Origin of the sequence: Undibacterium sp. Di27W, assembly GCF_049340345.1 — a bacterium.
In the GTDB taxonomy this organism is placed as follows: domain Bacteria; phylum Pseudomonadota; class Gammaproteobacteria; order Burkholderiales; family Burkholderiaceae_D; genus Undibacterium.
Genome location: NZ_JBMPOS010000026.1, coordinates 1 through 25,761, shown reverse-complemented (window position 1 = coordinate 25,761; position 25,761 = coordinate 1). Strand labels below are relative to the sequence as shown.

Annotated in this window: 29 protein-coding genes and 2 tRNA genes; 20 read left to right on the top strand and 11 right to left on the bottom strand. The window is 47.6% G+C overall.

The genetic code is table 11. The features are described 5' to 3' along the window. Positions 1-4 precede the first annotated feature (4 nt). Together ACO0LF_RS29710 and ACO0LF_RS29705 are read right to left on the bottom strand one after the other, a co-directional pair. Positions 5-757, bottom strand: a complete 753-nt coding sequence (locus ACO0LF_RS29710) for a DsbC family protein (protein WP_423020756.1) — start codon at positions 755-757, stop codon at positions 5-7. A 108-nt stretch (positions 758-865) separates the two neighbouring features. Then, the gene (locus ACO0LF_RS29705) at positions 866-2,077 is read right to left on the bottom strand and encodes a UbiH/UbiF family hydroxylase (RefSeq protein WP_423020754.1); all 1,212 of its coding nucleotides are present in this window, start codon (positions 2,075-2,077) and stop codon (positions 866-868) included. A gap of 155 nt (positions 2,078-2,232) precedes the next feature. On the opposite strand from ACO0LF_RS29705, the gene ACO0LF_RS29700 reads away from it, so the two are divergent. Then, positions 2,233-2,308: transfer RNA gene (locus tag ACO0LF_RS29700), tRNA-Phe, on the top strand. Between the two features lie 61 nt (positions 2,309-2,369). On the opposite strand, the gene ACO0LF_RS29695 is transcribed toward ACO0LF_RS29700, so the two are convergent. Further along, positions 2,370-3,386 carry a phage integrase gene (locus tag ACO0LF_RS29695; RefSeq protein WP_423020752.1) on the bottom strand — a complete coding sequence of 339 codons (1,017 nt, stop codon included), beginning with the start codon at positions 3,384-3,386 and terminating at the stop codon, positions 2,370-2,372. Between the two features lie 2 nt (positions 3,387-3,388). Next, the gene (locus ACO0LF_RS29690; protein ID WP_423020750.1) at positions 3,389-4,072 is read right to left on the bottom strand and encodes a hypothetical protein; all 684 of its coding nucleotides are present in this window, start codon (positions 4,070-4,072) and stop codon (positions 3,389-3,391) included. A 160-nt stretch (positions 4,073-4,232) separates the two neighbouring features. Between ACO0LF_RS29690 and ACO0LF_RS29685 the strand changes: the two genes are divergently transcribed. The 14 genes from ACO0LF_RS29685 (at position 4,233) to ACO0LF_RS29620 (ending at position 15,289) form a co-directional block, all read left to right on the top strand. Continuing rightward, the gene (locus ACO0LF_RS29685) at positions 4,233-4,454 is read left to right on the top strand and encodes a hypothetical protein (RefSeq protein ID WP_423020748.1); all 222 of its coding nucleotides are present in this window, start codon (positions 4,233-4,235) and stop codon (positions 4,452-4,454) included. 77 nt (positions 4,455-4,531) lie between these two features. After that, on the top strand, positions 4,532-4,879 hold the full coding sequence (locus ACO0LF_RS29680) for a hypothetical protein (RefSeq protein ID WP_423020746.1): 348 nt from the start codon (positions 4,532-4,534) through the stop codon (positions 4,877-4,879). 13 nt (positions 4,880-4,892) lie between these two features. Beyond that, a complete protein-coding gene (locus tag ACO0LF_RS29675) occupies positions 4,893-6,083 on the top strand; it encodes a phage/plasmid replication protein, II/X family (protein WP_423020744.1) in 1,191 nt (396 codons plus the stop codon). 10 nt (positions 6,084-6,093) lie between these two features. Continuing rightward, positions 6,094-6,438, top strand: coding sequence for a single-stranded DNA-binding protein (locus ACO0LF_RS29670; protein WP_423020742.1), 345 nt, complete (start codon positions 6,094-6,096; stop codon positions 6,436-6,438). Positions 6,439-6,443: 5 nt separating this feature from the next. Next, the gene (locus ACO0LF_RS29665; protein WP_423020740.1) at positions 6,444-6,731 is read left to right on the top strand and encodes a hypothetical protein; all 288 of its coding nucleotides are present in this window, start codon (positions 6,444-6,446) and stop codon (positions 6,729-6,731) included. 44 nt (positions 6,732-6,775) lie between these two features. Beyond that, the gene (locus ACO0LF_RS29660) at positions 6,776-6,994 is read left to right on the top strand and encodes a hypothetical protein (protein WP_422990258.1); all 219 of its coding nucleotides are present in this window, start codon (positions 6,776-6,778) and stop codon (positions 6,992-6,994) included. Between the two features lie 422 nt (positions 6,995-7,416). Further along, positions 7,417-8,955, top strand: a complete 1,539-nt coding sequence (locus ACO0LF_RS29655; RefSeq protein WP_423020738.1) for a hypothetical protein — start codon at positions 7,417-7,419, stop codon at positions 8,953-8,955. Positions 8,956-8,962: 7 nt separating this feature from the next. Beyond that, a complete protein-coding gene (locus ACO0LF_RS29650; protein WP_423020736.1) occupies positions 8,963-9,277 on the top strand; it encodes a DUF2523 family protein in 315 nt (104 codons plus the stop codon). A 3-nt stretch (positions 9,278-9,280) separates the two neighbouring features. Next, positions 9,281-10,375: a zonular occludens toxin domain-containing protein gene (locus ACO0LF_RS29645; RefSeq protein WP_423020734.1), complete on the top strand. Its 1,095-nt coding sequence runs from the start codon at positions 9,281-9,283 to the stop codon at positions 10,373-10,375. Beyond that, complete coding sequence (locus ACO0LF_RS29640) at positions 10,372-11,682, top strand: type II secretion system protein GspD (RefSeq protein WP_423020732.1); 1,311 nt, start codon at positions 10,372-10,374, stop codon at positions 11,680-11,682. The genes ACO0LF_RS29645 and ACO0LF_RS29640 overlap by 4 nt, the downstream gene beginning before the upstream one ends. A gap of 1,184 nt (positions 11,683-12,866) precedes the next feature. Continuing rightward, positions 12,867-13,148, top strand: a complete 282-nt coding sequence (locus ACO0LF_RS29635; RefSeq protein ID WP_423020730.1) for a DUF1778 domain-containing protein — start codon at positions 12,867-12,869, stop codon at positions 13,146-13,148. A gap of 481 nt (positions 13,149-13,629) precedes the next feature. Next, positions 13,630-14,055, top strand: a complete 426-nt coding sequence (locus ACO0LF_RS29630; protein WP_423020728.1) for a DUF6088 family protein — start codon at positions 13,630-13,632, stop codon at positions 14,053-14,055. Then, a complete protein-coding gene (locus ACO0LF_RS29625) occupies positions 14,018-15,061 on the top strand; it encodes a nucleotidyl transferase AbiEii/AbiGii toxin family protein (RefSeq protein WP_423020726.1) in 1,044 nt (347 codons plus the stop codon). Before ACO0LF_RS29630 ends, ACO0LF_RS29625 begins: the two co-directional genes overlap by 38 nt. A 161-nt stretch (positions 15,062-15,222) precedes the next feature. Next, a tRNA-Phe gene (locus ACO0LF_RS29620) sits at positions 15,223-15,289 on the top strand. Positions 15,290-15,474: 185 nt separating this feature from the next. On the opposite strand, the gene ACO0LF_RS29615 is transcribed toward ACO0LF_RS29620, so the two are convergent. Both ACO0LF_RS29615 and ACO0LF_RS29610 read right to left on the bottom strand, forming a co-directional pair. Next, positions 15,475-15,792, bottom strand: coding sequence for a hypothetical protein (locus ACO0LF_RS29615; RefSeq protein WP_423020724.1), 318 nt, complete (start codon positions 15,790-15,792; stop codon positions 15,475-15,477). A 363-nt stretch (positions 15,793-16,155) separates the two neighbouring features. Continuing rightward, complete coding sequence (locus tag ACO0LF_RS29610; RefSeq protein ID WP_423020722.1) at positions 16,156-16,674, bottom strand: hypothetical protein; 519 nt, start codon at positions 16,672-16,674, stop codon at positions 16,156-16,158. Between the two features lie 867 nt (positions 16,675-17,541). Here ACO0LF_RS29610 and ACO0LF_RS29605 point away from each other — a divergent pair. The 5 genes from ACO0LF_RS29605 to ACO0LF_RS29585 are packed head-to-tail and all read left to right on the top strand — an operon-like array spanning position 17,542 to position 19,790. Beyond that, entirely contained in the window at positions 17,542-18,459 is a 918-nt protein-coding gene (locus tag ACO0LF_RS29605; RefSeq protein WP_423020720.1) for a hypothetical protein, read from the top strand. A 10-nt stretch (positions 18,460-18,469) separates the two neighbouring features. Beyond that, positions 18,470-18,787, top strand: a complete 318-nt coding sequence (locus ACO0LF_RS29600; RefSeq protein ID WP_423020718.1) for a Mu transposase C-terminal domain-containing protein — start codon at positions 18,470-18,472, stop codon at positions 18,785-18,787. Further along, positions 18,735-19,148 carry an AAA family ATPase gene (locus ACO0LF_RS29595; protein WP_423020716.1) on the top strand — a complete coding sequence of 138 codons (414 nt, stop codon included), beginning with the start codon at positions 18,735-18,737 and terminating at the stop codon, positions 19,146-19,148. The genes ACO0LF_RS29600 and ACO0LF_RS29595 overlap by 53 nt, the downstream gene beginning before the upstream one ends. Then, positions 19,108-19,605, top strand: coding sequence for a hypothetical protein (locus tag ACO0LF_RS29590; protein WP_423020714.1), 498 nt, complete (start codon positions 19,108-19,110; stop codon positions 19,603-19,605). Before ACO0LF_RS29595 ends, ACO0LF_RS29590 begins: the two co-directional genes overlap by 41 nt. Beyond that, positions 19,602-19,790: a hypothetical protein gene (locus ACO0LF_RS29585; protein WP_423020712.1), complete on the top strand. Its 189-nt coding sequence runs from the start codon at positions 19,602-19,604 to the stop codon at positions 19,788-19,790. Before ACO0LF_RS29590 ends, ACO0LF_RS29585 begins: the two co-directional genes overlap by 4 nt. Positions 19,791-20,072: 282 nt before the next feature. On the opposite strand, the gene tnpB is transcribed toward ACO0LF_RS29585, so the two are convergent. The 5 genes from tnpB to ACO0LF_RS29560 form a co-directional block, all read right to left on the bottom strand. Then, positions 20,073-20,420 (bottom strand): IS66 family insertion sequence element accessory protein TnpB, encoded by a 348-nt coding sequence (gene tnpB / locus ACO0LF_RS29580; protein ID WP_423020710.1) that lies wholly within the window; start codon positions 20,418-20,420, stop codon positions 20,073-20,075. Next, positions 20,417-20,788: an IS66 family insertion sequence element accessory protein TnpA gene (gene tnpA / locus ACO0LF_RS29575; protein WP_423020708.1), complete on the bottom strand. Its 372-nt coding sequence runs from the start codon at positions 20,786-20,788 to the stop codon at positions 20,417-20,419. Before tnpA (ACO0LF_RS29575) ends, tnpB begins: the two co-directional genes overlap by 4 nt. 42 nt (positions 20,789-20,830) lie before the next feature. Further along, positions 20,831-21,235, bottom strand: a complete 405-nt coding sequence (gene tnpA / locus ACO0LF_RS29570; RefSeq protein ID WP_423020706.1) for an IS66 family insertion sequence element accessory protein TnpA — start codon at positions 21,233-21,235, stop codon at positions 20,831-20,833. A 611-nt stretch (positions 21,236-21,846) separates the two neighbouring features. After that, the gene (locus tag ACO0LF_RS29565) at positions 21,847-22,383 is read right to left on the bottom strand and encodes a hypothetical protein (RefSeq protein ID WP_423020704.1); all 537 of its coding nucleotides are present in this window, start codon (positions 22,381-22,383) and stop codon (positions 21,847-21,849) included. Then, positions 22,380-25,745 carry a hypothetical protein gene (locus ACO0LF_RS29560; protein WP_423020702.1) on the bottom strand — a complete coding sequence of 1,122 codons (3,366 nt, stop codon included), beginning with the start codon at positions 25,743-25,745 and terminating at the stop codon, positions 22,380-22,382. The genes ACO0LF_RS29565 and ACO0LF_RS29560 overlap by 4 nt, the downstream gene beginning before the upstream one ends. Positions 25,746-25,761 lie beyond the last annotated feature (16 nt).

The following is a 25,761-nucleotide window of genomic DNA, read 5'->3' as shown; positions in this document are numbered from 1 at the left end:
AACCTTAATTCGCTTTAGTGTTGCTGGCTGCAGCAGCAATTTTACTTTCCAGGGTTTTCATATCGAGCATGCCTGGCGCACGGCTGCCATCGCTAAAGAAAACAGATGGTGTACCTGTCACGCGCAACTTCTGGCCCAGGGCAAAGATTTTGTCATTTGGGGTAGTGCAATTAGCCGGTGCTTCTGGTGCTACTTTGCCATTCAACATCCACTCATCCCAAGCCTTGTTACGATCAGCAGAGCACCAGATATTTTTGGATTTGGTCTTGGAATCCTCAGCCAGGATGTTATACATGAAGGTATAAACAGTGATGTTATCCATACTCGTCAAGGTCTTGCGGAACTGTTTGCAAAAGCCACAATTCGGATCTTCAAATACCGCAATCACACGCTTGCCATCCCCCTTGACCATCTTCAAGGCAGAGTCCAGTGGCAAATCAGAAAATTTCACCTTACTTAAATCGTCTATCCTGGCCTTGGTGTAATTCGTGCCACTTTTTGCATCAATGATTTCACCTGTGAACAAGTATTGCGCTTTTTCATCGGTGTACATGACATCCGAACCTACCCGCACTTCATACAAGCCGGAATAAGGTGTCTTGGTCACAGAATCTATCTTTACGCCTTCACGAAAGGTGGGTTGCACCAGTTTGCGCACAGCCGCCTCTTGCGGTGTTTCAGCCATTGCAACAGTACTCACTATGCTGCCACCCAAAGCCAGCGCCATGACCAACAGGCCTTGTATCATTTTATTCATTATTCATTCTCTTTCATCTATAGGCCCAGGCACCAGCGCCACGACCAGTTTATAAGCATTAGTCGCACACTACGGCCATGATCTTACATACGAATTGCCCGCCAGGTACTATTTCCCCATGGCGTGAGCAATTAATTTGTTCTTTATGACAGGTAATCTATCCAGCAAGTTCAAACCCAGATCCCGTATTGTACGCAAAGGTGTCAAATCAGAGGCAAACAGACGCGCCAGACCATCTGTGGTCGCCAGCATCAGCATGACTTCTTCCTTACGCGCACGCTGGTAACGGCCCAGCAAACGAGCATCACCACAATCGCGGTGCGGCTCTTTTGCTTTAATCACTTTCAACAAATCGACCACGTCCGCAAAACCCAGGTTCATACCATGCCCCGCCAGTGGATGCACTGCATGTGCCGCATCGCCTACCAGCGCAACGCGTGGAGCAACCATGCTATGTGGGCGCATCAGACGCAAGGGGAAAGCCTTGATCGCCTCCGGCAGCACTGGCTGCAACTCACCCAGCACCTCGCCACAGTAGGGCATCAAGCGCTCCACCAATGCTGACAAGGGTTCACGCAATAAAGTCTCGGCCAGCACATCCGGCGCCGACCATACCAGAGATACACGATTGCCTGGCAAAGGCAGCAAGGCAATAATGCCCTGCTCTTGCACGAACCATTGATGAGCAACACCATGATGCGGTTTGGTGCATTCAAAATTGCTCACCACACCCAGCTGATTATACGAACGGTAATCCAGACCTATATCGCAAGCACCACGCACCCAGGACTGCGCACCATCCGCACCGATGACCAGCGACGCATGTATGCTGCTGCCATCGTCCAGCACCACTTGCGCAGCATCAGGCTTTACTACCAAAGCCTGCGCCCGCCCTTGCACCAGCGTCAGGTTTTGCGCAAAGCGCAAAGCCGTATCCAGCGCCTGATTAAGGTTCTTGTCTTCCACTATCCAGGCCAGCTCATTCACATGCGCGCCATAAGCATCAAAGCCCAGCTTGCCCGCATCAACACCGCCGCCACCCTGCACCTGCATGGCCGACACAGGTGCCACCCGCGCCTGGTCGAGTGCATCCCAGACCTTGAGCGAAGACAGCAAATCATGCGCCACATGATTCAGCGCATACACCCGCACATCCCATTCAGCCGAAGGCACGATTGTCGCAACTGCAGGTGCACCGGAGCCCGGCGCACATAACAAAGTAACACGCAAACCCGCCTGGACAAAACCCAAAGCCGCCGCCTTGCCTACCGCCCCGTTACCGACGATACAAATATCACAATCCCGCACCTGAGCAGACATCCGTCCCCCATCAAAAACCAGATAATGCCCCATTATACGGGAAGCCCACCCACCTGCCTGATGCGCCAGATCAAAGCCCCGCCATAGAGGGAAGCAAAGCTTTTTTCAGAAAAAGCTTGCAAACAGCCTCCAACATGTCTATGATTCTTGGTCTTGGCCTGGTAGCTCAGTCGGTAGAGCAGAGGATTGAAAATCCTTGTGTCGGTGGTTCGATTCCGCCCCGGGCCACCAAGAATTAGTAGTAAAAACAAGGGCTTACAGAAATGTAAGCCCTTTGTCATTTCTAAGCCTGTCAACCAAGTGTCAACGGCGTTTTTAAGCGTGACAATGGATTCAGCTTAATAGCTTCCTGCAAATGATCCGGTGCCAGGTGCGCATACTTCATAGTCATAGCCAAACTGCTATGTCCTAAAATTCTTTGCAGTGTCAAAATATTCCCGCCATTCATCATGAAGTGACTAGCGAATGTGTGGCGCAACACATGAGTTAGCTGACCTTCTGGCAATTGAATACCACATCTTCCAATTGCACTTCTAAAAGCTGCAGACGAACTTTTGAATAAGCGACCAGTTAAACTCGACCTGGCGATGCTCAATAATTCGTTATGTAAATCATCATCAATAGGCACTGCCCTATTTTTCCCAGATTTTGTTAAGGCGAACTGCACCATACCTTTATGAATTTGCGTGACTCGCATTTCCTCGGCCTCACTCCAGCGTGAGCCTGTAGAAAGACAAATCTTCGTAATCACAACAGTATCCGTATTCCGGCCAGCCTCCAATTCAATTAGCAAGCGCTGTATTTGTTCATTGGTCAGATAAGTCAATTCCTTTTCTTGTATTTTGAATTGACGGATATTTGCCAGCGGATTGTCCGCTTTCCAGTAACCAAGGCGCGATAGCTCGTTGAAAACAGACCTCAAGTAAGAATGTTCGCGATTCAAATTATTTTGAGAAATGCCATCATCCATGCGCTTACGTCGGTAAGTCGCAAATATTTCTGGAGTAAATTTATCTGCGAGAGGATCACCAAGAGCCACGCATAAATGCTTCAAGCGACTGTACGTGTTTTTACCAGCTCGAAGTCCTGTGCCGTGATGCTCGTACCAAATATCAACAAGACTTGAAAGAGTTCTAATGTCGCGCTTTGCTGGCTGCCAATCTGCACTTTCAGTGACCTTTGTTTTCAGCCAGGCTTCATATGCTTTTGCTTCAGCCTGCGTTTTGAAACTTTTTCGAAATCGTTTTCCGCCACGTCCAGCTGGTTGACTATCAACCAGCCAACCCGAATCAGTTTTTTTTATGCTCATCGTTAAAAAGGTATATCACTATCTAAATCAATTTCTGGAAGCTTGGGCAACTCATAATTTTTATAGGCATCATCGCTGGATTTCCTTTTCGCCATTTCTCTTACAAGTATCTTGTAATCAAATGGGTTTAACAGTTCATCACTTACCAATTCCTTGGCTACTATTTTTTCATTAAGTTTCGCCAGTGTTAGGTCATTCAACTCTTTTGAGCGTTCGCTTTTTAAAATATTAAAGTAGTAATCGTGCAGTTCAATTTGCAGCGCATCAGCTTTCTCTCCATCCAAATTCCCTTGCTGTTTCTGCAATTCCAGTTCTTTGATCTTGTACCTGAATATATTTACAGACAACCTTCTTTTCTCGCGCCGAGCAAAGTGTCGCTCCGCCATTTCACCAGTATCCAATCCGTTTACTTGCATATCCTTCACTTTGTAATCCGTTGGGTCTATGTGTCCATTTTCGGCATCAGTGATTCCAGTTGCGAGCCAAAAAGCGGTTTCTGGCCAGAGCTTTGCTAGGGCCTCGATCATATCTACATTGGGTCTTTGACGGTTGTAGTAGAAGCTTTTCCAATTCTCAGAAGAGATGCTTGTGAGATTTTCAAGATGCGCAAATTTCCCGCGTTTATCTGCTTTTGCATCGATCAACAACCTTAGTCGATCCGATAGCGTTTTATCTACATTTTCCATTTTCACGACCCCTTTACGAAAACTTGTTGGGTAATTGTACTTAATGATTGTGTAATGCACTCTAAATGATTGACCAAAAATATTGATAGTGATAATCTCCACAACATAAAGTGTGCATTACACACTTTACAGTTTTAATTACACCAATAATGGCGATTACATGGGCGATATTCCAAAATTTGACCAGTTATCAAACGTACCACTGCCAATCACCGGCACGCTAATGAGCCGTGAAAAATTCGCGGACATGATCGGTATCCCTGTTGGAGTCGTGACTGGTTGGTGTGATCGTGGCTATCTCCCTGTCGTACCTATCGGGAAATACTCTCTTATCAATGTTGCACTTCTTCATCAGCAATGTCTGAACCGGGCATTTAAATGAGAGGTCGCAAGTTCACTTGGCAACTTCATTGCAGATCTGGAATCCTCTCCTATGGAACGCAAGGGGATTTTCTGGCCATGATTGTTATTGCCAGAGAACAAAAGGCGCGATGGTTAGTGCTTCTGCCAGGTAGCACCATCAGGGTAAAACTCCTGTATCCAAACTTTCAACGTGTTTCCAAAGAAGATATCAAAGCTGCTCTACGCGCAATTTCTGACAAACGCGTTGCCTCTTCAATTGCTTTGCGCCTGGCTTTGAATGCTGGCGTACCGCCCGCAGCGCATTGCGCGAGGACGGAACGTACAGCAGGCGAAGCCAGCGACTCTTCGGTTTCTGCCGAAGGTGTTTTTAGTCAGGCGGGCGTGGTAGCACCGCCTGACGGTCTCACGTGTGGGACTTCTGTAATTTTTAGTTCGACTGTTTAAAGGGCTTTAGTTCGTGGCATACGACACCATCAAATTGCGTTCTCCCTCGCTCAATTCAAAATTGATTCAGCAGATTGAAAGCCAGTGTTTTTTCCGTTCAGGCGTTGAGATGGCATCTGGCGAAGTCAAATACGAAATTTTTACTGGTGAACTACTCGGTTCATGGGATGCCCGCATATCCGTTGTGCCGAAAGATGAGGAATATCAAATAGACAGCACTGGCCGTCCAGATTTACAGCCCTGTGAACCATACATCTTGGTAGAAGCATCGGTACACAAGGTATTCACCGGCCATAACGTCTATGGCGGACCGACTGACTTTCAGAAGGTATGCAGTGATTTTGTTGTTTTGCTGGAAGAACTTCTTATGGTTGACTTACCGCCTGCGAATCTGTGGACAGTCCATCGTGTTGACGTGGCACTTGTGTATCGGCTTTCTAAAGAGGCTTGCAAGGAATTCTTCGCAGGCATGCAGTTAATCAATTTCCCGCGTAGGAAGAAAGGTGCGGCCAAATATGACATGGCCGTCTATTTCGCAGGAAAGACGACAACGGTCAAGTTCTACCATAAAGGCAGTGAATTTGCAGTGCATGAACGGTCACGCCTGAAGCAGTTTTTTACAAACTTGTTCGCTCATATCCACGGCAAGGGCGACATCGAAAATAGATCACGGGTCAAGCGCAAGATAGATGCGTTACAGAGACTGGCAGACAACAGGCTTAGGGGTGAAGTTGAGATTCACTCTGATAAGTTCCAGTACGACTTCGGCAAAAATCCACTGGTCAGTGAAGTGACCGACGCCTATCTGCAAGGTGTTTACGACAAGGAAGTGGAAAAGCTACTTAGGGAAGGAAAACAGGGTATGGACAAAGTCAGGACTACAAGGGCTGTTCGTCAGCGCCTGCGCATGATGTACGGGGATCTGAACGGTGATCGCCTTCACGGTTTTTGGACGACGCTTGCGACAGAAGGTGACGAATACACCAGGGCGTTGTACCCCAAGGCTAGTTTTTATCGTCATAGAAAACATCTTGAAGAAGCCGGTGTCTGCTGGCGTGGCACTGATCTTGTAATTGTCGCTAACGATACTGCTTTACCGATGGATTTTGCCCCAATTAGATCAGACAAGCGATTGTGCTATTTACCGGCGCGCAATCGTGAGGAATACAACGTAAGCCGGGAAATGATGCGACTTGTCGCGTAAGGAGAAAAAAATGGCAGATGCAGCAATTGATATTTCAAAATCGCAATCAAAAAAAGATGTTCAGACATTACAGGCTATGCGCTTACTTGTAGCCGGTCGTATAGAAAATTCTCGCTTGCACGAAGGCAAGCGCTACACCCATGTTATGACACCTGCAGCAGATGCGTACTCAAGGCCACAATTGGTTGAAATACGTAGTAAATCAAAGCTTGGCGACAGAGGTGAGGAGGTGGCAATCCATTGCCTTCTAGGCGGTTACCAGCGAAAAGCCTATCAGGTCAAAGACAAAAATACAGGTGAGATTGTGACTGTTGTACCTGTAGAACATACCCTTGATTTGGTCGAGGCGGAATAAATCATATGGCATCCGGATCAGTGCAGTTGATTGTTATCTGTAGGCCAGTTGCTTCAGCTTCGGCTATGCAGCAAGCAGTTTGCCCTAAAGATGGCCAGCAGATCTACGAGCCAATCGCGGCGCAAGCCTATCTTTTAGATCCGGCGCAACAAAACAATATCGATGCGGCATTGGGGCCATTTGACTATGCCTACGCTTCTAGTCTGTGGGCGATGGCGTTCAGTATGGTTGTCGGTCTCTATTTCGTGTCTCAAGGAATCGGTCAGGTACTCGGCTTGATACGCCGGGGCTGATGATGCGCCTGGGCGCTTTCCCAGGATTTAAATTGGAGTGAAATATGAATAAACACATTCAACGTGGTTTGGCTTTGGTCGGTGCAATTGCTATTTCCAGTTCAGCATTTGCTGCCGGTGGTCCTGACTTGTCTTCTCTGACAGCTGCAGTAGATTTTGGCACCACCATTACAGCACTGCTGGCAATCAGTGGCTTGCTGGCCTCGGTCTACATTGCCATCAAGGGCGCTAAAACCGTCCTGCGCATGATCAAGGGCGGTTAATCAGCTTCAAGTGAAAAAGGGGTAGGCCGCCCCTTTTTTTAAACTCAAAAATTCCTATCAAATGACAATCAATGAACTCTGGTACTTAATCATTTTTGCCTGGGGCGCGGTCTGTGGTTGGGCTGTTGTTTCAGGCATTAAAAAAGACTGAAAGAGAGAAAAGAAATGTGGATCTTGTTATCAATCATCGCGTACTGCTTTTGGATGGCAGGCTTCTTTGTAAGTTTGTGCATGAAATCTCAAAATGAAAGCATGCGCTGGAGAGATGTATTAATAAGTACATTTCTTTTCCCTTTTGTTTTGGCATATCAGTGGTGGAATGGCTCCATCAATTCCCTTGCATCTGACTGGTTTGTACTGCTCATAATCGCTTTCATCGCTTTTCTGGGCTGCTGGTATTTTTTATTTGACCAGGTGGCAAGATGAAAAAAATTCTCATGCTTTTGGCAGTAAAAAAACTGCTCGTTATATTCGTGATTATTTTCATGCTGATCCATCAGCATCAGGCTCAATCGCAGGCACTACCTGTTGTTGCACCAGCAGCAAATTTTGTTGTGAATCGCGCGGTGGGAGGTGTGCTAACTCGTGTTGCGATAGCGCGTGGATTCGCTGCTAATGATCCTAGAATCGGTGCAACATTGGCAGGTGTAAGTTCATCATTAACCGCTGCTAACGTTGCGTCTACTGTCGCCGGTGTCGGCCTCGCGATTGCAGGTGCGCCAGTCTGGCTTACCGTTGCAGCCAGTTTAGGTGTCTTTGCTATTGGCGCTGCAATCGTGGCAGGTAATGCGACAGTATCTCTATCAAATGGAAAACTTGTCGTAGACGCTCCTGGAGGAGTACCAGCTCCGGCCTATACACCAGTAGTTACAAGCAATCCTGATAGATATGCTGCATTGGAAGATCTTGGGCTTAAGGTATATCGCGATGCATCATGTCAGCCTTCGCAATATTGCTATGCATATCCATCTTTGCCTTCAGGTGCATTGCCATATCAATATAATCCTAATTTGGGTGACAGCACGCAAGGCCAGGCTTGGGTAGTTTTCTTTAGTTTGCAGGATCTGGTTGCAAATTTGCCAGATGGATTTCGGAAAAGTGGAACTGTCTATCACCAGGTTTTACAAGACAGGGCTCAGGACGTGAAATGGGATTGGGTGCAACCGCCTCATTTTGAGTTTTCTGATAACGGTACGCCACGACTGGTCGGTATAAAGCAAATGACCGTCACTTGTGTATCCGGCCCATGCAGCAGTACATCTATTCAAAGTAATTGGGATTCAACAAGTGGATTTGTTCAGGTCAATATTATCGAGGGTGCGAGGCAATATCAAAATTTAGCTGAAGCCTATCCAAATCTGTCGTCGGCCGTTAAGTCTCAGCAATTATCCGATAGCACCATTGCTCAAATTGCCGATCAAGCTTGGCTGAGAGCTGCAGCGCAACCAGGTTATCAGGGCGTGCCATACAGCGTCACGCAACCTGTTACAGCCGCCGATGTGGCAGCCTGGCGTGCGGAAAACCCTATCAATGCACCGACTTTGAATGATCTGTTGGCACCGGCTAATAATCCTGGTATTGCGACTGTGCCTGTATCACCTACTGTTACAGCATCTGCGTCAGATCCAACGCCTAACCCCGGTGCGTTGACGAACGTGAATGTGGTTAATGCCCCACGTATTGATCTTGGTGCAGATCCTAATGTCGTTGCACCAGCTCTTGAAGTCACACCTACTGCCTGGGAAATACTTGCACCCATCATGAGTTTATTCCCCGAGTTGAAAGGCTATCAGGCACCGAATCATGCCTCAGCTTGCCCGAAGCCCGTATTCGATATCTTCGGTAAATCCATTGTGATGGACAGCCATTGCACCATTGCAGAACAGTATCGATCGACCATCGGCGCTGTCATGGTGTCAGTCTGGGTCATTGTCGGCCTGTTCATTCTCCTATCCGCGTGAGGTCGATATGCCAGCAGCACTCTTTGGAATTTTGTTATCTGCACTAAACACTGTCCTGGGCTTTTTAGTCAGGTCAGTGGTTGTGAAATTCGTGACTTTTTTTGCGCTGATGTTTATCGTCAAGGAATTCATGATGGTTGCCACGGCCTGGGGAGTGTTCCCAAATGCAAGCCGAGCACAAGCCTTGACCAGCACTCTTGCCTACATCCCTGCATCTGTTTGGTACTTCCTAGACCTGTTTAGCGCCAGCACTGGCATTGCAACGGTGGTATCGGCATACGCTACACGGTTCATCATTCGCCGCATTCCACTGATAGGGTAATTCATGGCCATTAATGCATACGTTGGCCTTCAAGGCTCGGGAAAAAGCTTCGAGGTGGTGTCATCTGTGATTCTGGATGCAGTAGCACACGGTCGTCGTGTCGTAACCAATGTTGCTGGCATCAGTGAAGACCTCATTCATGAATACCTGGTCAATAAGCGAGACGTATCAATCGACAAGCTGGGCAAGATTATTTATGTTGAAAATGATCGTGTCATGCAACCTGAATTCTTCCCCGACGAAGAAAAACCAGAATTATCGTCTGTCGTCAAAGGTGGTGATCTGGTTGCTATTGATGAAGCCTGGCGCTTTTGGGGAACTGACAGCGGCAGACTCAGTCATGAGCACATGCAATTTTTCCGTATGCATCGCCACTACGTGCATCCAGATACTGCGGTTGCTTGTGATGTGGTCTTAATGACACAAGATATTACTGGTCTTCATCGATCTGTAAAAAACGTCATTGAGTTCGCCTTCAAAATGCACAAGCACAAGTCATTAGGTTTCTCAAAATTGTATCGAGTAGAGATTTACGAGGGATGGAAACTCAATAGCAAAACGCGCATCGATGACCGCCAGAAAAAATATGATGCGGATATCTTCCCGCTATACCAGAGCTATTCTGGCGGTCAGGGCATGGAAAAATCCATTGATAAACGGCAAAACATTTTTGCGAATAAAACGCTATGGATTTATGCTGCAGGCGTATTAATTTTTGGCTGTATCGGAGCAGCCAGCTTGTGGCGTTTCTTTCATTCTCCTGGTGTTGATAGCCCGAATAAGATTGGCGCTTCTGCACCGGCAAATAATCCATCTGCCACAAATTCAAAAGATGTTGTCAAGCCATCTAATGGCACTGTATCGAGCAGTAAGAACACGTTCTCTGAAAGTTGGCGAATCGTCGGGCAGTTGGAAAATGGAAACACTCGCTGGATCGTTTTAACAAATCAGACTGGCCGTGTGCGTATTGAATCTCCTTCGATGTTCCATGGAACCGGTGCGGCTATTATTGGCGAGATTGACGGCGAAAACACAACACGTTGGTCTGGCCTGGTGGATAAATCTTTTGTGCAAGCTCCATCACAGGCACCTAAATGAAGTCAATTATCACAATCGCCTTGATCGCCGGTTCAAGTCTTGCTCATGCCAATGATGCCAAATTCAAGCCTGGTATAAAGCTGGCGGAAATATCAAAGGCTGCCGTTAGTGACGCTGGTGTGAAATTTGATTTCCAATCTATTAGTGTTTCCCAGGTTATCGGTTTGGTCTACATGGAGGCACTTAAGCAAGCCTATGTCATCGATCCAGCTGTGCTAAGAGATGAACGCCTGGTATCTTTCCGCTTCGATGCCAGCAAGGGTGATTTAAGAGCATTTTGGCTTACCTTCCTTGATTCACTCGATTTCAAAATTGAGACCAGGGCTGGTGTTGACTACTTGACTGTCAAAAAGCCTCTTGAAGACAAACAGCCGGCCTTAGATTTTTATGTGTACCGCCCACAGTATCGGCAAGTGTCTTACTTGGTGGGTCTGCTCACTCCTTTATTTACTACTGGCGGCTTTACAGTTAATCGCTCTGTCAAGGCTCCAGCCGGTGCGAAGTCTCCTGCAAATAATGCTCCTTCAGGTTCTGCTGCTGCCACTATTGACCAGGACAGCGACACGTTGGTGTTTCAAGGTACGCCGGAGGAATTGATCAAACTCAAGAAGGTATTGCCACAGGTCGATGTGCCAGCTGGTGAGGTGGTTGTTAAAGCCATCGTGTATGAGGTCACTACAGGCAGCACTGATGGATCTGCTTTTGCGCTGGCATTGAATGTTCTGGGCGGTAAATTTGGAGTCACTATTGCAGGTACATCCCAATTGGCGAATTCAGTATTGATCAGATCCACCAGTATTGAGGCTGCATTTTCTGCGCTTGCAGGCGATAACCGGTTCAAGGCCATATCCAAGCCACATCTACGCGTCAAATCAGGCGCTCAAGCACATCTGACGGTCGGGCAAGACGTTCCTACACTTGGCGCTGTTTCCTATCCCCAGGGTGCGAGCCAGCCAGTCCAATCAGTTGAATATCGATCTTCTGGTGTGATATTGAACGTGTCGCCGATTGTCCGTGAATCCTCGGTTGATATGACGATAGAACAGCAGATAAGTGATTTTGCTAAGACGGAGACCGGTGTAAATAACTCGCCTACGCTGACCAAGCGCCAGCTATCAACCTCTGTAAGCGTTACTGATGGTGAACTCATTTTGATTGGTGGGCTTACCCAGGAGAAGAATACTGATAGTCATTCTGGCTTGTCGTTCCTTCCTGCTATTTTGCACTCCAAAAGCAATGCAGTTTCCAGTACGGAATTGCTCCTGGTGCTGCAAATTTCTCGTGTTGGCGCTGTTTTTTTGAAGTGAACGTGTCGGGCAGCTGCCCTGTTCTCTGAAAAATTCGTAGGGGTTAAAAATGCCGATACCGTACAAATAGATAGCGTTTTCTTTTAAGCCGAAGTAAAAGTTTTGGCGCGCCAAAACTTTTCTTTAGCAATCCAAGTCCATTTAGGAATAGCATCTATCTTCACTTCATTCCAATATTCAAGAAGTAGCAAGGAGTTCATTTATGAAGGTCAGATTAATTGCTAAACGTCGACAAGCGTTTCTTTTGAAGTCGATAGAAATTCTATGCGACAGTGAATCGGTCGCAATAAAGTACAAAATCGAAATAGAAAGAGCAAGTGGAGTCGTAAGGGATAGGCAACGTCAGATTGCAGAGAATCGCCTAAAACAAAAAATATCTTTTGCAGAACCAATAGATGGAATTTTGGCTGGCAGGTAACTTTTTGAAGGCCACATATAGGAACTGGTGACGCATCGGCCCTAAAAGACAATACACTGATTTTTTTAAAGCGATTTTGCAATCCTCAACGGGATTAAATTAGCTTTTGACGTTAATTTATAGCCAGATCATCCGGGCGAATTTTCTTATTAGTGCCAAATTTGCCACCGGTTGCAGAAATTCTGCCCGTTTGGAGTTGAGTTAAAAAGATATAGGAACTGGTGACGCTTCACGCAAAACAGACGAAGACTCTTAAAAAGTTTTGGCGCGCCAAAACTTTTCCCATGTTCGATGAATGTTACCAGGACCAGAAATTACTAGCCGTTTCAGCGGAAGGCTTGTCAAGGGCGATGCAAAAAGAATTTTTCATGCCGATAACGAAGCATTCCCGTGCCTTACCTTATGCCCTTTTGACCCAATCTACCGACACCTGCCAGTGAAAAATTGTTTTTGTATCGGCGAAGCGAACCCTTGACAAGACTGTAGTGCAATACGCTAGCGGTAGGGGTGCAGGAAGAGCGAAGCGCCCCGCAGGGCTACCTGCACCCCTGCCACGTGGCGAACGCCGCCGGAGGCTTCTTTCATACGTTGTGTTCGAGGAAATCAAAGAATTTAAGGGCCAGTTACCAATTGAATTATGATGGAGGAACAGCGGGTTACTACTTTGTGTGTGTTTTCCTCCAAAAAATGTGAAATTAGGTCATCAAAGCACGGTTGTTGCGCTGTACTGCATATTTCCGCATTATTGAATCATGAGGACAACACCATGCCAACAGCCACAACTACCGCCCGTCTCCAAGCTCGAATCAGCACCGATCTGCATTCGATGCTCAAACGCGCTGCTGAACTCCAAGGGCGCACTATGACCGATTTCGTTATTGCCGCCGTTCACGACGCCGCTCAACGCGCCATCGAGCATGGAGAAGTTATTCGACTTTCGTTGGCCGATCAGGAGTGTTTTGCAGAGGTGCTGCTATCGCCGCAGCAACCGTTCGCAGCTTTGCAGCGTGGTGTCGCTCGTCGCAGCAAGCTCTTGCGCACTGAATGAGCCTATTGGGTGACGGGCATATATAACCACTTGGGATTCTTACTCAAGGAAATTTTAAATCTTTCTCAATATTTCATTGCGTCCCGAGGAAATAGTTTTTCCCTGATGCTTGGTGAAAAATTGCTTTTTGTAGCGGCGAAGTGAACCCTTGATAAGACTGCAGCGGCATGCGCTATCAGTAGGGGTGCAAGAATAGCGTAGCGCCCCGCAGGGCTACCTGCTCCCCTGCCACGTGGCGAACCCGCCGGAGGCCATGGATCGTGAATTTGATTTACTATTTCGCTCTTACTGAATTTTCTTTGAATTATCCTATTATTAAAAATGATTGTTCGAAGTTAGCAAGAAAGAATTGATTTTCCTCTTGAAATTTGTATGCCATCCGGCAAAGATTGTATATCTAACCTGTTGAAATAAAAGGATTTTTCTTGACCACCTAAGAGAGGTGCTATACATTGGGCATATACAAGAAAGGAGCATCGTTGTGAAACTCGAAGAACGTATGCTACGGTCCATTAAGCTTCGTAGCAGCAATATCATCCTCAGGGCAGATGTTGCCCATTTAGGTAGTGCCTCTCAAGTGTCTGAGGCGCTGAACTCGTTGCTGAAGAAGGGTGTTCTAGTCCGCATTGGCACTGGTGTCTACGCCAAAACCCGCAAGAGTTCTGTGACCGGTGCAACAATCCCGTCCGGCAGTCTGGAGACTCTAGCAACGGAAGCCCTTCAAAAGATGGGGGTTCGAGTCCAAGCTGGCCGTGTTGCCGCCGAGTACAACTCAGGCCGGACGACGCAGATGCCTGGCTCCTTCGTGGCCAACACAGGGTCTCGTCGCATCAGCAGAAAAATAGCGGTGGGAGGCCGCGAATTAGCCTATGAGAACAATTACAGCAAAACAGCGCCAAGAAATTGAAGACTTGTCAGCGGAGGGGCGTCTGGGACGACTTCCTGTCCAGACTGCAGAAAAAGATATCCACATCACCGAACTATTGAAAGCATTGAGTTCGCTAGAAGTGCATCATGCCCTATTCAAAGACCAAGATGTGCGCAAGGAGCCCATGCGGCACGATACAGGTATCAAACTTGTGTTTTCCGGTGGCACTTGCCTTTCTAAAGCACACGGGCTCATCAATCGAATGTCTGAAGACGTAGATATCAAAGTCGTACTGGAGCCCGCCGAACTCAAAAAGAGTTTTGGTGATCGAGTCCGGCTGAAGGCCCTTCACGATGAGATTTCCAAAGTGCTCAAACAACTGGATTTTCCGCTGCTTCAGTACGATGAGGGGTCGAATCCACATATTCGCGACGCGCACAGATATTACGTCGTCGGAGCAGGTTACGAGCCGGCATATGCGTCGATTCCTAGTTTGAGACCTGAGCTCAAACTAGAGCTCATTCAACGCAATCCACGGTTGCCCCTTGAAGAGCGTCAGTTCGGCTACTTGTACGAATCTGTCGCTGGCCTAAAGTCAAGCGCGCCTCTGTCCATTTCCTGCATCTCTGTTTCCGAGACAACTGCGGAAAAAGTGATTTCGTTGTTGCGCCGCTGCGCTTACAAATGGGATGGCCATCAGAAGAAAGGCGACTTAGACGACACCTTGGTTCGGCACATCTACGATGTTGCTCGTATTGCAGAAAAAGTACCTGACTACCTCGTCAAAGCCCGTGGCATTTTTCAAGACCTGGTCATCAGCGACAGAGATGAATTCAAAGGGCAGAATCCCGAGTTCGATGCTGACCCGGTGAGTGTACTCAAGAGGACTCTGGTCAAAGTCAGTAAAAGCGATGAGCTGAAATCCATGTACGAAACCAAGTTGCTGCCTTTAGTCTTTGATGACGATCAACTTACCTACGAGAAATCGTTCTCCTTATTCGAAGGTGTAGCTCAGAGCTTCCTAGATTCCTGCAGCCATCTCTGATGGCTAACTTATGGGTATTGTCTTAAATCTAAAACCTTTGTTTCATTTCAACTATCAAGACAAAAAGGCTGTCAACCAACTGTCAACAGCATAGCCGTATAATGCTGTCGTAAAGCTGGATAAGAAATGGTAAGGCGTTGATTTGTTGGATAAAGTTGGATAATGCACAGGTATCGTATAGGATTGAAAATCCTTGTGTCGGTGGTTCGATTCCGCCCCGGGCCACCAAGAATAAGTAGTAAAATCAAACGGTTACATGTTTTCGCATGTAACCGTTTTTGTTTTATCTTTTACTTTCGCGTTCTATGTAACCGCTGTGTAACCCAATCCCATCAACGCTAACCCGCTCAAATCAATCTTGTATGTGTAAGGCGGCGCGAAACTTTGTACATGTTTGCATATAACTTTGTTTTTTATTGCGACGAAACATGACTAATCTTTCCCACTATTCCCTCTTCTCCAGTGGAGATGCAGTGCATGAGTAAAGCGCCACCCACATCCGGCGCTTCCATCTTAGTAATCTCAAAGTGAACCCGTGAAAGTATCTCGCCGTTCGTATCCAAACTTATAAATTCAATATAGCCTGGGGCTTTGGTATTCTTGGGGTCAAAAGCACCGCTTACAACCATTCCGTCCCTGGCATTTCCTTCAAATGCAAATCCAGTATATTTAACTAGGGCGTCGTAGTCTGTTCCTTGGTGAAAAAATTGAATCTTGTAGTATGGATTCACGAACATCTCCTTTGTTATTAAAGTCAATTTGCCATCACATCTTCTTCTGCGAATTTGAGTGCCACTTCTTGCACGGTTGGAAGGTTATGCCAACCAATGTCAATTGGGCCAATATCGTATACGTTCCAGACTTTCATATTCTTCACCAAATGTTATGTTATATAAATATCAAAGACCACATTTAGTGGTCTTTTTCTATTGTACTTATCGAAGAAATATCGCAAGTTTTCTACAGTGATTTTTATCTCGGCCATGGCTTGGGAGGCACAACGTGGCCTTTCTTTCCACCATCATTTGGTCCTGGTTGCGGGGGACGTGGGGTCGGAATTGGATTGGGATTCGGTTTATTAGTTGCCATTTGAACTATCCTTTAGGAAGAAAAAGTGTCTCTTTCGGAATTTCGTTTAAGACTTCATCATAAAATTTATCTATGAGTTTTTTATCTTGCTTGATCTCGGGAGGGTTTGTTACTAAATCCTTTTTCTTTTTTTGAGCATTGTCAAACATCTTTCGTACAATGCTAGAACAACCTTGGTCTTTCTTTATTTGGACAACTATTTCGTAAAGTTCATAATCCAGCGCCCGATAACCCGATAATGTCTGCTCATAAAATTTTATTTTCTGAGTTAACCTAATGAAGGGTTTCAGGAAAGCAGCAATAACGGAAAAAGCAGAAATACATTTCCAAAAAATTTTCCCTTCTGGCGTTTCGAAAAACCATAACCCTGAAATTGCTGAACCGCTTACCGTTATAGCAATCAAAATCTCAAACCAAAAATTATAATTTTCATAACTATGTAGTCTGGCACTGTAGTACTTCACATTTAAGCGTGCTGTTCGATAGTTATCGTAAATTTCCCAAAGGAAATCTTCATTTTTCATATCATTCCATTTTTGTTAGCGAATTGCTTCTGAATCACCTTCTTCGAGTCGAAATCATCTCGTTCGATAACAGTATAACTAATAAGAAACTCACGACGGAAATTTGCATAAACACAATTATCTAACTTGAATTCTACCTTTGATCGTTGCATTTGTGTACATAAGTCCATGTTTAAGTGGACTTATGTCAGTAGGAATTTAATTCAGTTTAGATAGCTGTTATCAGTTTGCTTGCAATCCACTCCGAGATTTGCGGGACAACGGCGTTTCCGGCAGCATGAGTTTCCGCAAAGTTGGCATCATCCAGTCCCCGGCAAATCCCATTATTTTCAACCTCTCCGATCCGCTCAGCCATCTTATGCCTGTGTCCTCCGGCAAAGATGAGGCCCGAACCACTGATATTGATTTGTGAGGTTGCGCTTCCTGATAGAAGGGTAAACCCATCTGGCATGCTTATCATGCCGCAACAGATGCCACCACGTCGCGCAACGCGTATCGATGGCTGCATCGCTTACACATGCAGGCAAGTGCCTACCGCAGCTTACCGCACCGACCACCACTAAGGGATGTCGATGTGTTCTTTGTGGTACACGTGCCCTGCGCGTCTAGCCTCATTGATGTCAATATTCCAGACCTTGTTGCGGCGCTTTGGACAACCACTCTGCACGACCTATCAGTCGCAACTACAACGATCATTTCTGTGATGCGTGCTCGTCCGTCACCAGGATTCGTTTCCACATTCCCATCGCTTCTGTAGATTCAGCTCCATTGATTTTTCTTTCCTTGCCAGTGCAACAGATTTTGACTCTCGATCATTTGGGATGACGCGGATACGCTTTGCGCTCTTTTAACTCAACAGGAGAACGCATGGCTGCTAAACCTTCATTTGAATTACGCCTACGGGTGCTCAATGCCGTGCACGATGCCCCCGGCAATAGCTTGCGTGAGCGCATCAAGTTTGTCGCCGACAAAACCTTTATCGATGGCTTGTCAGCCCACCCGCACCGTTTCACCTGGCGCACCATCAGCACCTGGCTATATCGTCATAAAAGTCGTGGCATTGCCACCCTGGAGAATAAAACCCGTTCCGATAAAGATGCTTATCGTAAGGTGCAGGTGAATCAGTTGGCTGAGGCAATCCATGAAGTGCTGCCGACGTTGGCACACAACAAGGTCGGCGTGATCCCCAAAAGCGTTCTATACCGGGTACTCTTGCAGCGCGGTTTGCTCTCCCGCTCGCAATTGGCGCCAACCACGTTTTATAGGATGATACGCACTCACCAGTTACTTGATGACAAGGCTGTGCAAAAGCAACGCTTGTCATTTGCCATGCAATTCGCCAATCAACTGTGGCAAGCCGATACCTTGTATGGGCCGACGATTAAACAAGCGGATGGGCAGTGGAGGAAGACTTTCCTGATCGCCTTCATTGACGATGCATCCGGGGTGGTGACGCATGCTGAATTCTTTTACCGTGACAATACCGAGAACATGGTGCTGGCCTTTCGGTCTGCCTTGTATAAGCGCGGTAAGCCAGAATGTTTGTATTTCAACAATGGGGCGAATTATTCCGTTAAAGAAATTCTGCAGGCTTGTGTGCGGCTCGATATTCATCTCTCTCATGCGCCGATTCGTGACGGTGCAGCCAAGGGGAAGATTGAGCGTTTCTTCCGGGGGTTCCGGGATCGCTTCCTGACTTTGCATCCCAGCTTCGCGTCTCTGGAAGAATTGAATCGTTTGACGCATGAGTGGGTGGAGGGCCCAATACAATTCGAAGTTGCATAGTGCCATAGGAATGACGCCAATTGATCGTTTCAATCTGGACCGGAACCGGGTGACATTTTTGACTGACGATGCTTTTTCTGCGGAGGTGTTCTTTATCGAGGAGACGCGTAAGGTAAGTAAGACCAACGTATTCTCGATCCATTCGCAGCGCTATGAATGTCCGGTCGATTTACGCGACAAATCCATCCAGGTACGCTATGACCGTATGCGCTGTGACCGCTTCGTGGTGTATTTCAATGGACACCGCATGGGAGAAGCGACGGTGTTGGATTTATATGCCAATGCGCGCCTGCGTGCACCGGCAACGGTTGGGGGTGATGATGATTAAGGCCACCTTCGGTTTAACCAAAGAGCCGTTTTACCGCAGTGAGGTGGCGTTGTTGCCGCAGCAGGCCGAAGCCATGGAGATGATCAGGGTTCATGCACAACATGGCGGTTTCTCGGTGATCGTGGGTCATCCCGGCGTCGGTAAGTCTGTCATTCGTGAGCATCTGGAGCAGTTGGGTAAGGAGCGTGATACGGTGGTGGCCTCTTTTAGCCAGACCATGCATACGTATCAGCCTATCTTGAAGCAATTGGCGGAGTCTTTGCAGGTGGATGCAGCGATGAAGGATATCGAGAAGGAATTGATACTGGCGGCTTACCGTCATGTGCAATCGCAAAAAAACGCTGTATATCGTGATCGATGAGGCGCATTTGCTGGATGTGGGCATTTTACGTAAATTGCGCTTATTGTTTGAGCGCTTCCCTAAAAAGCACAATCTAGTGTTACTGGGCCATCCTGAGTTGATGTTTCGCTTGTCGATGACATGCAACGAGGACATCAAGAGCCGGATCAGTTATTCCAGGCAGGTGTTGCCACTGCATGACGCGGACTTGACCAAGTTCATCGTCACTGAGTTGGCCGCCGTGGGTTTGGGTGCCAATACCTTTGATGAAGCAGCCTTGCAGGTCATACTACGGGCGGTTCAGGGTAATTTGCGGCTCTGCCGCAACCTTTGTTATACCAGTCTGATTGCGACTTGCCTCGATCATCAGCGTATTTGCACGGTGTCGCATGTGAATGCCGCGCTGCTGCAGCCGCACTGGCGTTCGCACGATGCCTTGCTTCAGCAACAGGTGAAACCGCAGCGGGTGTCGTCATGAGCATGCGGGTCAACCAGATCGTCACGCATCTTCGACCGGAGGATGTGTGCAGCATTATTGAATTCCTCGATCAGGTGCGGGACATGCTGATGAAGGCTTATGGCGATGATATAAAAATCATGCTACAAGAAGCGTCACAGCGCAATCCAGCACAAAGGGAGTCGGATGGTGATGAGTCGATTTAGCGGCTAGCCGACATCATCGTATCATTTGGGAGGGGGCATCATGCCCCCTTTTACACAGCATTCGATATGACGGCAATTTGGTTGCCGTTATGATGTAAGTGAGGCTGGGCAAGCAAAATCGTATGACCACAATGTGGCAATCCAGACTCAATCCTGCAAAAATCGCACGATCGCAATTCGGGAAGAAATACGATGGAAGCGAGGTGCGCAACAGGGGTAAGCTGATGTTGTCACTGGCATCTTGTTGCGTATTGGTGGCAGAAATGGGTGTGCACGATCTCTTCACACCCGCCACTCCGGGTGGGGCTTGGTACTCAGGCGACGCCAGTCGACACCGGTGGTCAGCCATTGCCAGTCAGATTGACTAAGATGGCAGAGAACATCATGGCTTTGTGGCCAGGTAAAACGCCCCTGGTGTAGGCGTCGTACGCAAAGCCAGACACCAGTGCCATCCCAGACCAGGAGTTTGATGCGGTTGCCATTCTTGTTACGAAAGGCATAGGCGCTGCCATCACAGGGAGGCAGGCCCAGGCTGTGCTGTACGCAGCGAGACAATCCGTCGACACCCAGGCGCATGTCAACAGGTTCGACTGCCAGGAAGACCTGGGCTGGTGCGAGGGTGCTGCTCATGGCAGGAGCAACAAGAGTTGGGAGACGGATGCCATGACTGCTTCAGTGATACCTAGAGGCAGATTGATTTGCCAGCCGCCGGGGCTGCGCAGGTGGAGGATATCGGCCACAGGCGGTATCGCAGATTGGGGGTGGGCATCTGGTACAGCGACGGCAGCCACCAGGGTGAGTGCCCTGGGTTGAACGGGTTTTTTACTGGCGACTACAGCGGCAGCGCGCCGTCGCCAGTAATCAAAGCTGGAATAGGCCAAACCTTCGCGCTGGCAAAATGCACGCTGGCTTAAACCACTGCCTTGCCAGTCATGGCATTGCTTACGCCAAAACGCTAATTTGTCTGGATCACTCGTTTTACTTCGTTTGGGTTTCATCACTGACCTCGCTTTGTTAAGTTAGGGTCAGTCTAGCCGGCTTCACTTCCTCTTTATAGGTGGGGCGGCTGCACGCTTACAATCCAGACTCAATCCTGCAAAAATCGCACGATCGCAATTCGGGAAGAAATACGATGGAAGCGAGGTGCGCAACACCGCGGGCGACAGGCGCAGTTCCCAGCCTTGCGGGCTGCGCAACACCAGTCCCGTGGGGGCAGAAGGCGCAGATGTTACTTGCACGGGTAATAGCGCAATGCCGGGATGTTGCGCTTGGGATGCTGACTTATTCTCAACAGCCTGCTCGGCAATGAGTGCGCGCCGCCAATAGTCGAAGGTGGCGAACTTGAGACCTGCGTGTTGGCAAAAGGCGCGCTGGCTCAGTGCACTCTGCTGCCATTGGGTGATGTGCTGCTGCCACTGCTGCCGCTTGGCTTGATCTCGTTTCATGCTGCTCCTCTTTACTTGTGATGGGAGGGCGAGTTTGGACGAGACCTGCGTTCAATGCTAGGTGGGGCGGCTGCTCGCTTACATCACAAACATTGTTTTACAATGAGTCGTCTGCAATGCGAGCCACAAGTGGTTGGAACCGAATCCGGTAACCACAGATCTGCCCATCACTTGGACGCAACGTGATACTGAGATGCTTCTGGGGTAGCGGTGCTACTTAGGCGAAATCCAGGTTTGATGTTTCGCTAGATCCACATGGGCGAAGCTGCGATTCACGCAACCACACGTTGACGCAAAAGGCACGACGGCATTTTGAAACAATCATGTGGTGGCGTGGCAAATATTATCGCGGTGTGTTGCGATGCGAGTACGTTGTTCGACTACTTGACTACCGGGGGCTAATGGGTAACCCCATCCCTCGCATTGCATTTGTCGCCATTTTAGCAATTCCTCATTATAGGAGGTTCATTGGCCAGAATTACTTACACCCTTTTATTACAGGCTCGGCTTTTACGACCCAGGCTTTTACGCACTTCAAACCGGGTGGCTGTCAGATCGGGGCGCAACTACTACAGTTAATGTGTGGGTAACCCCGGCCTCTCCTAGCCTTGTTAAGAAGCATAGACTCGAATGTACGAAACTCGTTGTTCAGGATCCTCATCCAAAGAGCTGCTTGACCCACCAATGCTAAAACCAGAAAAATTTTTATCTACTGAATAAAACAACTCATCCCCAGGATCAAATTCAATCTCACAAAACTTTCCTATATCTGCGATGCGTGAACCAAAGCCTATTTCCCCCCAAATAACCCCGTTGTAATAGTCAAGCGATGCCCCATAAATCAAAGACGTCATCAGATGCGTCAAAACACCATCCCTAAAACCGATTACAAATAGTTTGTCGAAAGTTGTTGAATTTGACATTTTGCTAAATGCATCTCGCAAAATAATTCCGTCATTGACTTGATCTACTAATAGCGTCGGTGCATTCTTGATTTTTATTAGAAAACAACTCCCATTTTTGTCATCTACAACTTCATATGATCTAAGAATATCTAAGACATCAACATAAGTCATTCCTAAATATAGTCCTAACATTGATTTACCTGGAATTATTGGTGCCGCCCAGTCCAATTCGAATTTGCTCATGTCCGACTCCAAGTTCTAGTTACTGGATCATAAATAATTTGTTGCCCCTGCTGATTGAAATACTGGACATTTGCCTCTGGCGCTCCCAGTTGATAAGTATCAGGATTAATAACCTTGACTTTACTACCGTCCTCATACGTAAATTTATAATATTCGCCGATATGTTGCGATTGTCTGTCTAATGGTAAGTTGGAAGTATCTGGGCTGTATTGCACTTGTTTTACACCTGAATTATTACTCTCCACAGTAAATATTTGAGCATTTCCTGATGAACTCGCGCGCGCTGGCTTATTAGCAACAGTAGCACCATCTATTATATAAGTATCTTTCAGGTTTTCTAAGGTTGCCCCCCAAACTGTACTTAAGTCGCGCGGGATACCTGCTGCTTGAGCCAACGCTTCTTTAAGACTCGCGCCCGATACAGAATTTGCAGTTCCATTAGAGCGGCTGGTTTTATCAACATAAGGCGTGGTGTTCAAATCAGTTCTAAGGTCATTCCTCACATTCGGCGTAAGTGGATTTTCACTTACATCAACCGAGTTTAAAACGTCTTTAACATCATTGATTACATTTTTTACAGCATTCACCCCAACGCTGGTTACTTTTGTCAATGCTAAATCGACACCATATGTTGTGGCTAATCCAACAACCGTACCAACAGTACGGCTTCCAACCAGATCATATCTACCATTAGCCGCAGCTGCTAGCATACCAACAGGACTATTCTCATAAGCAGCATCCACAACCTCTTTGATTGTCAGATCACCATGCACCAACTTTACCAATCCATCCCGAAAGGCTGCTGGTGCATTTTTCAATGATTCTGAAGCATTATCCAAAAATGCTGTTGATTGCAAGCTATACAAAGTGGGTTGAAGTGATTGGTCCGGTGCTGTAATTAGGTTTCCATCAACGTTTCGGTAAAACACATTGCCAACACTGTCAAATGTATACTTTATGGGGTTGCCATTTTTATCAGAGGTCCCAGGTACCACAAAGTTTGTATTATTTTGAAGTCCTGTCACCGGAAGGCCGGCACCATCAGGGTTCGCTCTATATTCAATGCCATTTTGAATATAAGTATAGGCTTTTTTACTGTCAGAACTATCCGTCGAATTGTGCGGACTCGAATCACCTTGGGTATCGTTGTTCTGACCATTTGCTGACTTGGTGAATCCATTATTGTCAACATGTTGCGTAGTCGTGTCTGGTGTTGCAACATTGGCGTTAACATTCAAAATATCAGAAATATCCGACACCGAAGTGGTTCCTAATTGCACTGCAGTATTCAGCAAATTTTCACCCGCTTTGATTGCGGCATTCATCAAGTTGATCCCAGTAATAGCGCCGTTAATTAAACTAGAGAAATCCGGCGTCGCATCGCCATTGCCTCCACCGCCACTGCCACCGCCACCATCAGCACTAAGATCGCGCATTTCCATGCCATAGTACGTAGACTGTCCGCCTCCTCCGCCTCCTCCTGAATAATAAGCGTCACCCCAGCCGTCCGGGTCAGCCCTATCATAAGACCTCCTCCCCACCCATCCACTTGTAGCTGATTTTACAGATTTCTGCGGACCACTTTTTGATTCAGCTTTCAAAGCCTCTCGTGCGTCTTTGGCCTCTTGTGTAAGCTCTGTTGTCATTGCAGTCTGCCCAATTCCCAAATGCTGACCATTATTACTTATCGCCGTATTTCCATTTGTACTAAGCGCATCAGTTCTTGCTTGGGCTGTCGTCACATTCCCCAAATTCAAATTATTAGTATTGCTCCCTGTTGTCTGCGTGCTCGTTGCGTTGATTGCAGCAGTAGCCTTCTTGAAATCACTATTTTGCTGTGCCTCTGCTGGCGTAGGTGCATTCTGTACGGGTCCTGTTGGCGTAGTCGGTGTGGTGGGCGTCGTCTGTGTGCCTATGATTGCCGCAATCTTCGCATTGGTACTACTGATCTGCGCTTGCAAGCTCGTGATATAACCCTGCCACGCCGTCAGCGTAGAAGTCGCCGTTGGATTGGATGCCGTCAACTCCTGCAACTTGGTGGTCGCTTTGGCCAATAAATCTACACGGTAATTCAACTCTGCCTGCAACATACCCAGGTCATTAGAATCAACTGCTGGAGGCAAAGCTGGTGGTTGCGGTAATGCAGGTGTGGTCGGCGTTGTTGGATTAGTTGGTGTCGTTGGATTGCTTGGCGTGTCTGTTCCATCACCAGGTGTCGGGGTGGTGCCTGGCGTGGTGGGTGTAGTACCGGGAGTAGTCGGTGTCCCCGGAGTGGTATTTTGCAGTTGGGTGATCTGCGCCACGATACTAGCGGCTTGTGATCTCAAGCCGCTAATGTAATTGAGCCATGCCGGAATCAGGGTGCTGGCATTGGGTGGCATGTTTGCATAGATTTGCTGTAATTGAGCTTCCGCTTCGAATATCTGGTTATCTTTTATATATAGTGCATCCAGCAAGGTTTGCATCACTTGGGATGTGATGGGTGATGGCAATGCTGGCGGTAATCCAAACGTCTCACTGCTTGTGCTTTCTGCGCTGGCCATGCTATTGACACTCGCCCGCATCATCATGAACGACACCGGACTAAAACTTGCACTTTCATTCCCAGCTTCATCCCCAGCATCCAGACTCATTTCACTGGCGTCGGCAGCACCAGCAAGCTCTTTTCCATCTTCAACCGCCACCATATTAAACATGGCACGTGCTGCAAACAGAGCCGCGGTTGGTGGTGCTGATTGCACTGACTGCGCTGCTGCAGCTTGGACTGGTGCAGGCGTTGGCTCCACCCACACATCCACCTTCCCTGCCCCATTGCCATTATTGGCTGCAAAGTTATTGTGGTTCGCCCCTGTCCAGCTATTGAATACCTGGCCATTGACGATGAGGTTGCTGGTCGCAGTGTTGGCCTGTTCACTGAGCAAGACCTGACCGTGGGCATCGGTGATCTGGTGCTCGATGGAAGTGACGGTGGTCGATCCTGTCCTGTCGACATTGGTGACCTGCGTCTGCTTGCCATTGACGTCATAGCTGATTTGCTGGCTATTCCACAGGTTCAAGCTGGACCACTGACCATTGTTAAAAGTCGATTGTGACGCCGTACGCAGATAACCTTCACCCAGTGTGAGATCGAAGCTGACATTGACGGAGTTGCCGGCATTGTCGCTGCTGCTGTAAGCACGCAGGTTACCTGCAGAATCATAATTACTGTAGTTGATACTCTGCTGTGTCTGCCCCTGGACATTGTTGTGGACTTCTTTTTTGAGCAAGCCATTGGCATCGTAGTATTTGAGGTCTTTGGTGGCTTTTTCTGCGAAGGCTGCACGTTGGGTATCTTGCAGGGCTTGCAGATATCCCGCTGCCATGCCGCTGTTGATACCT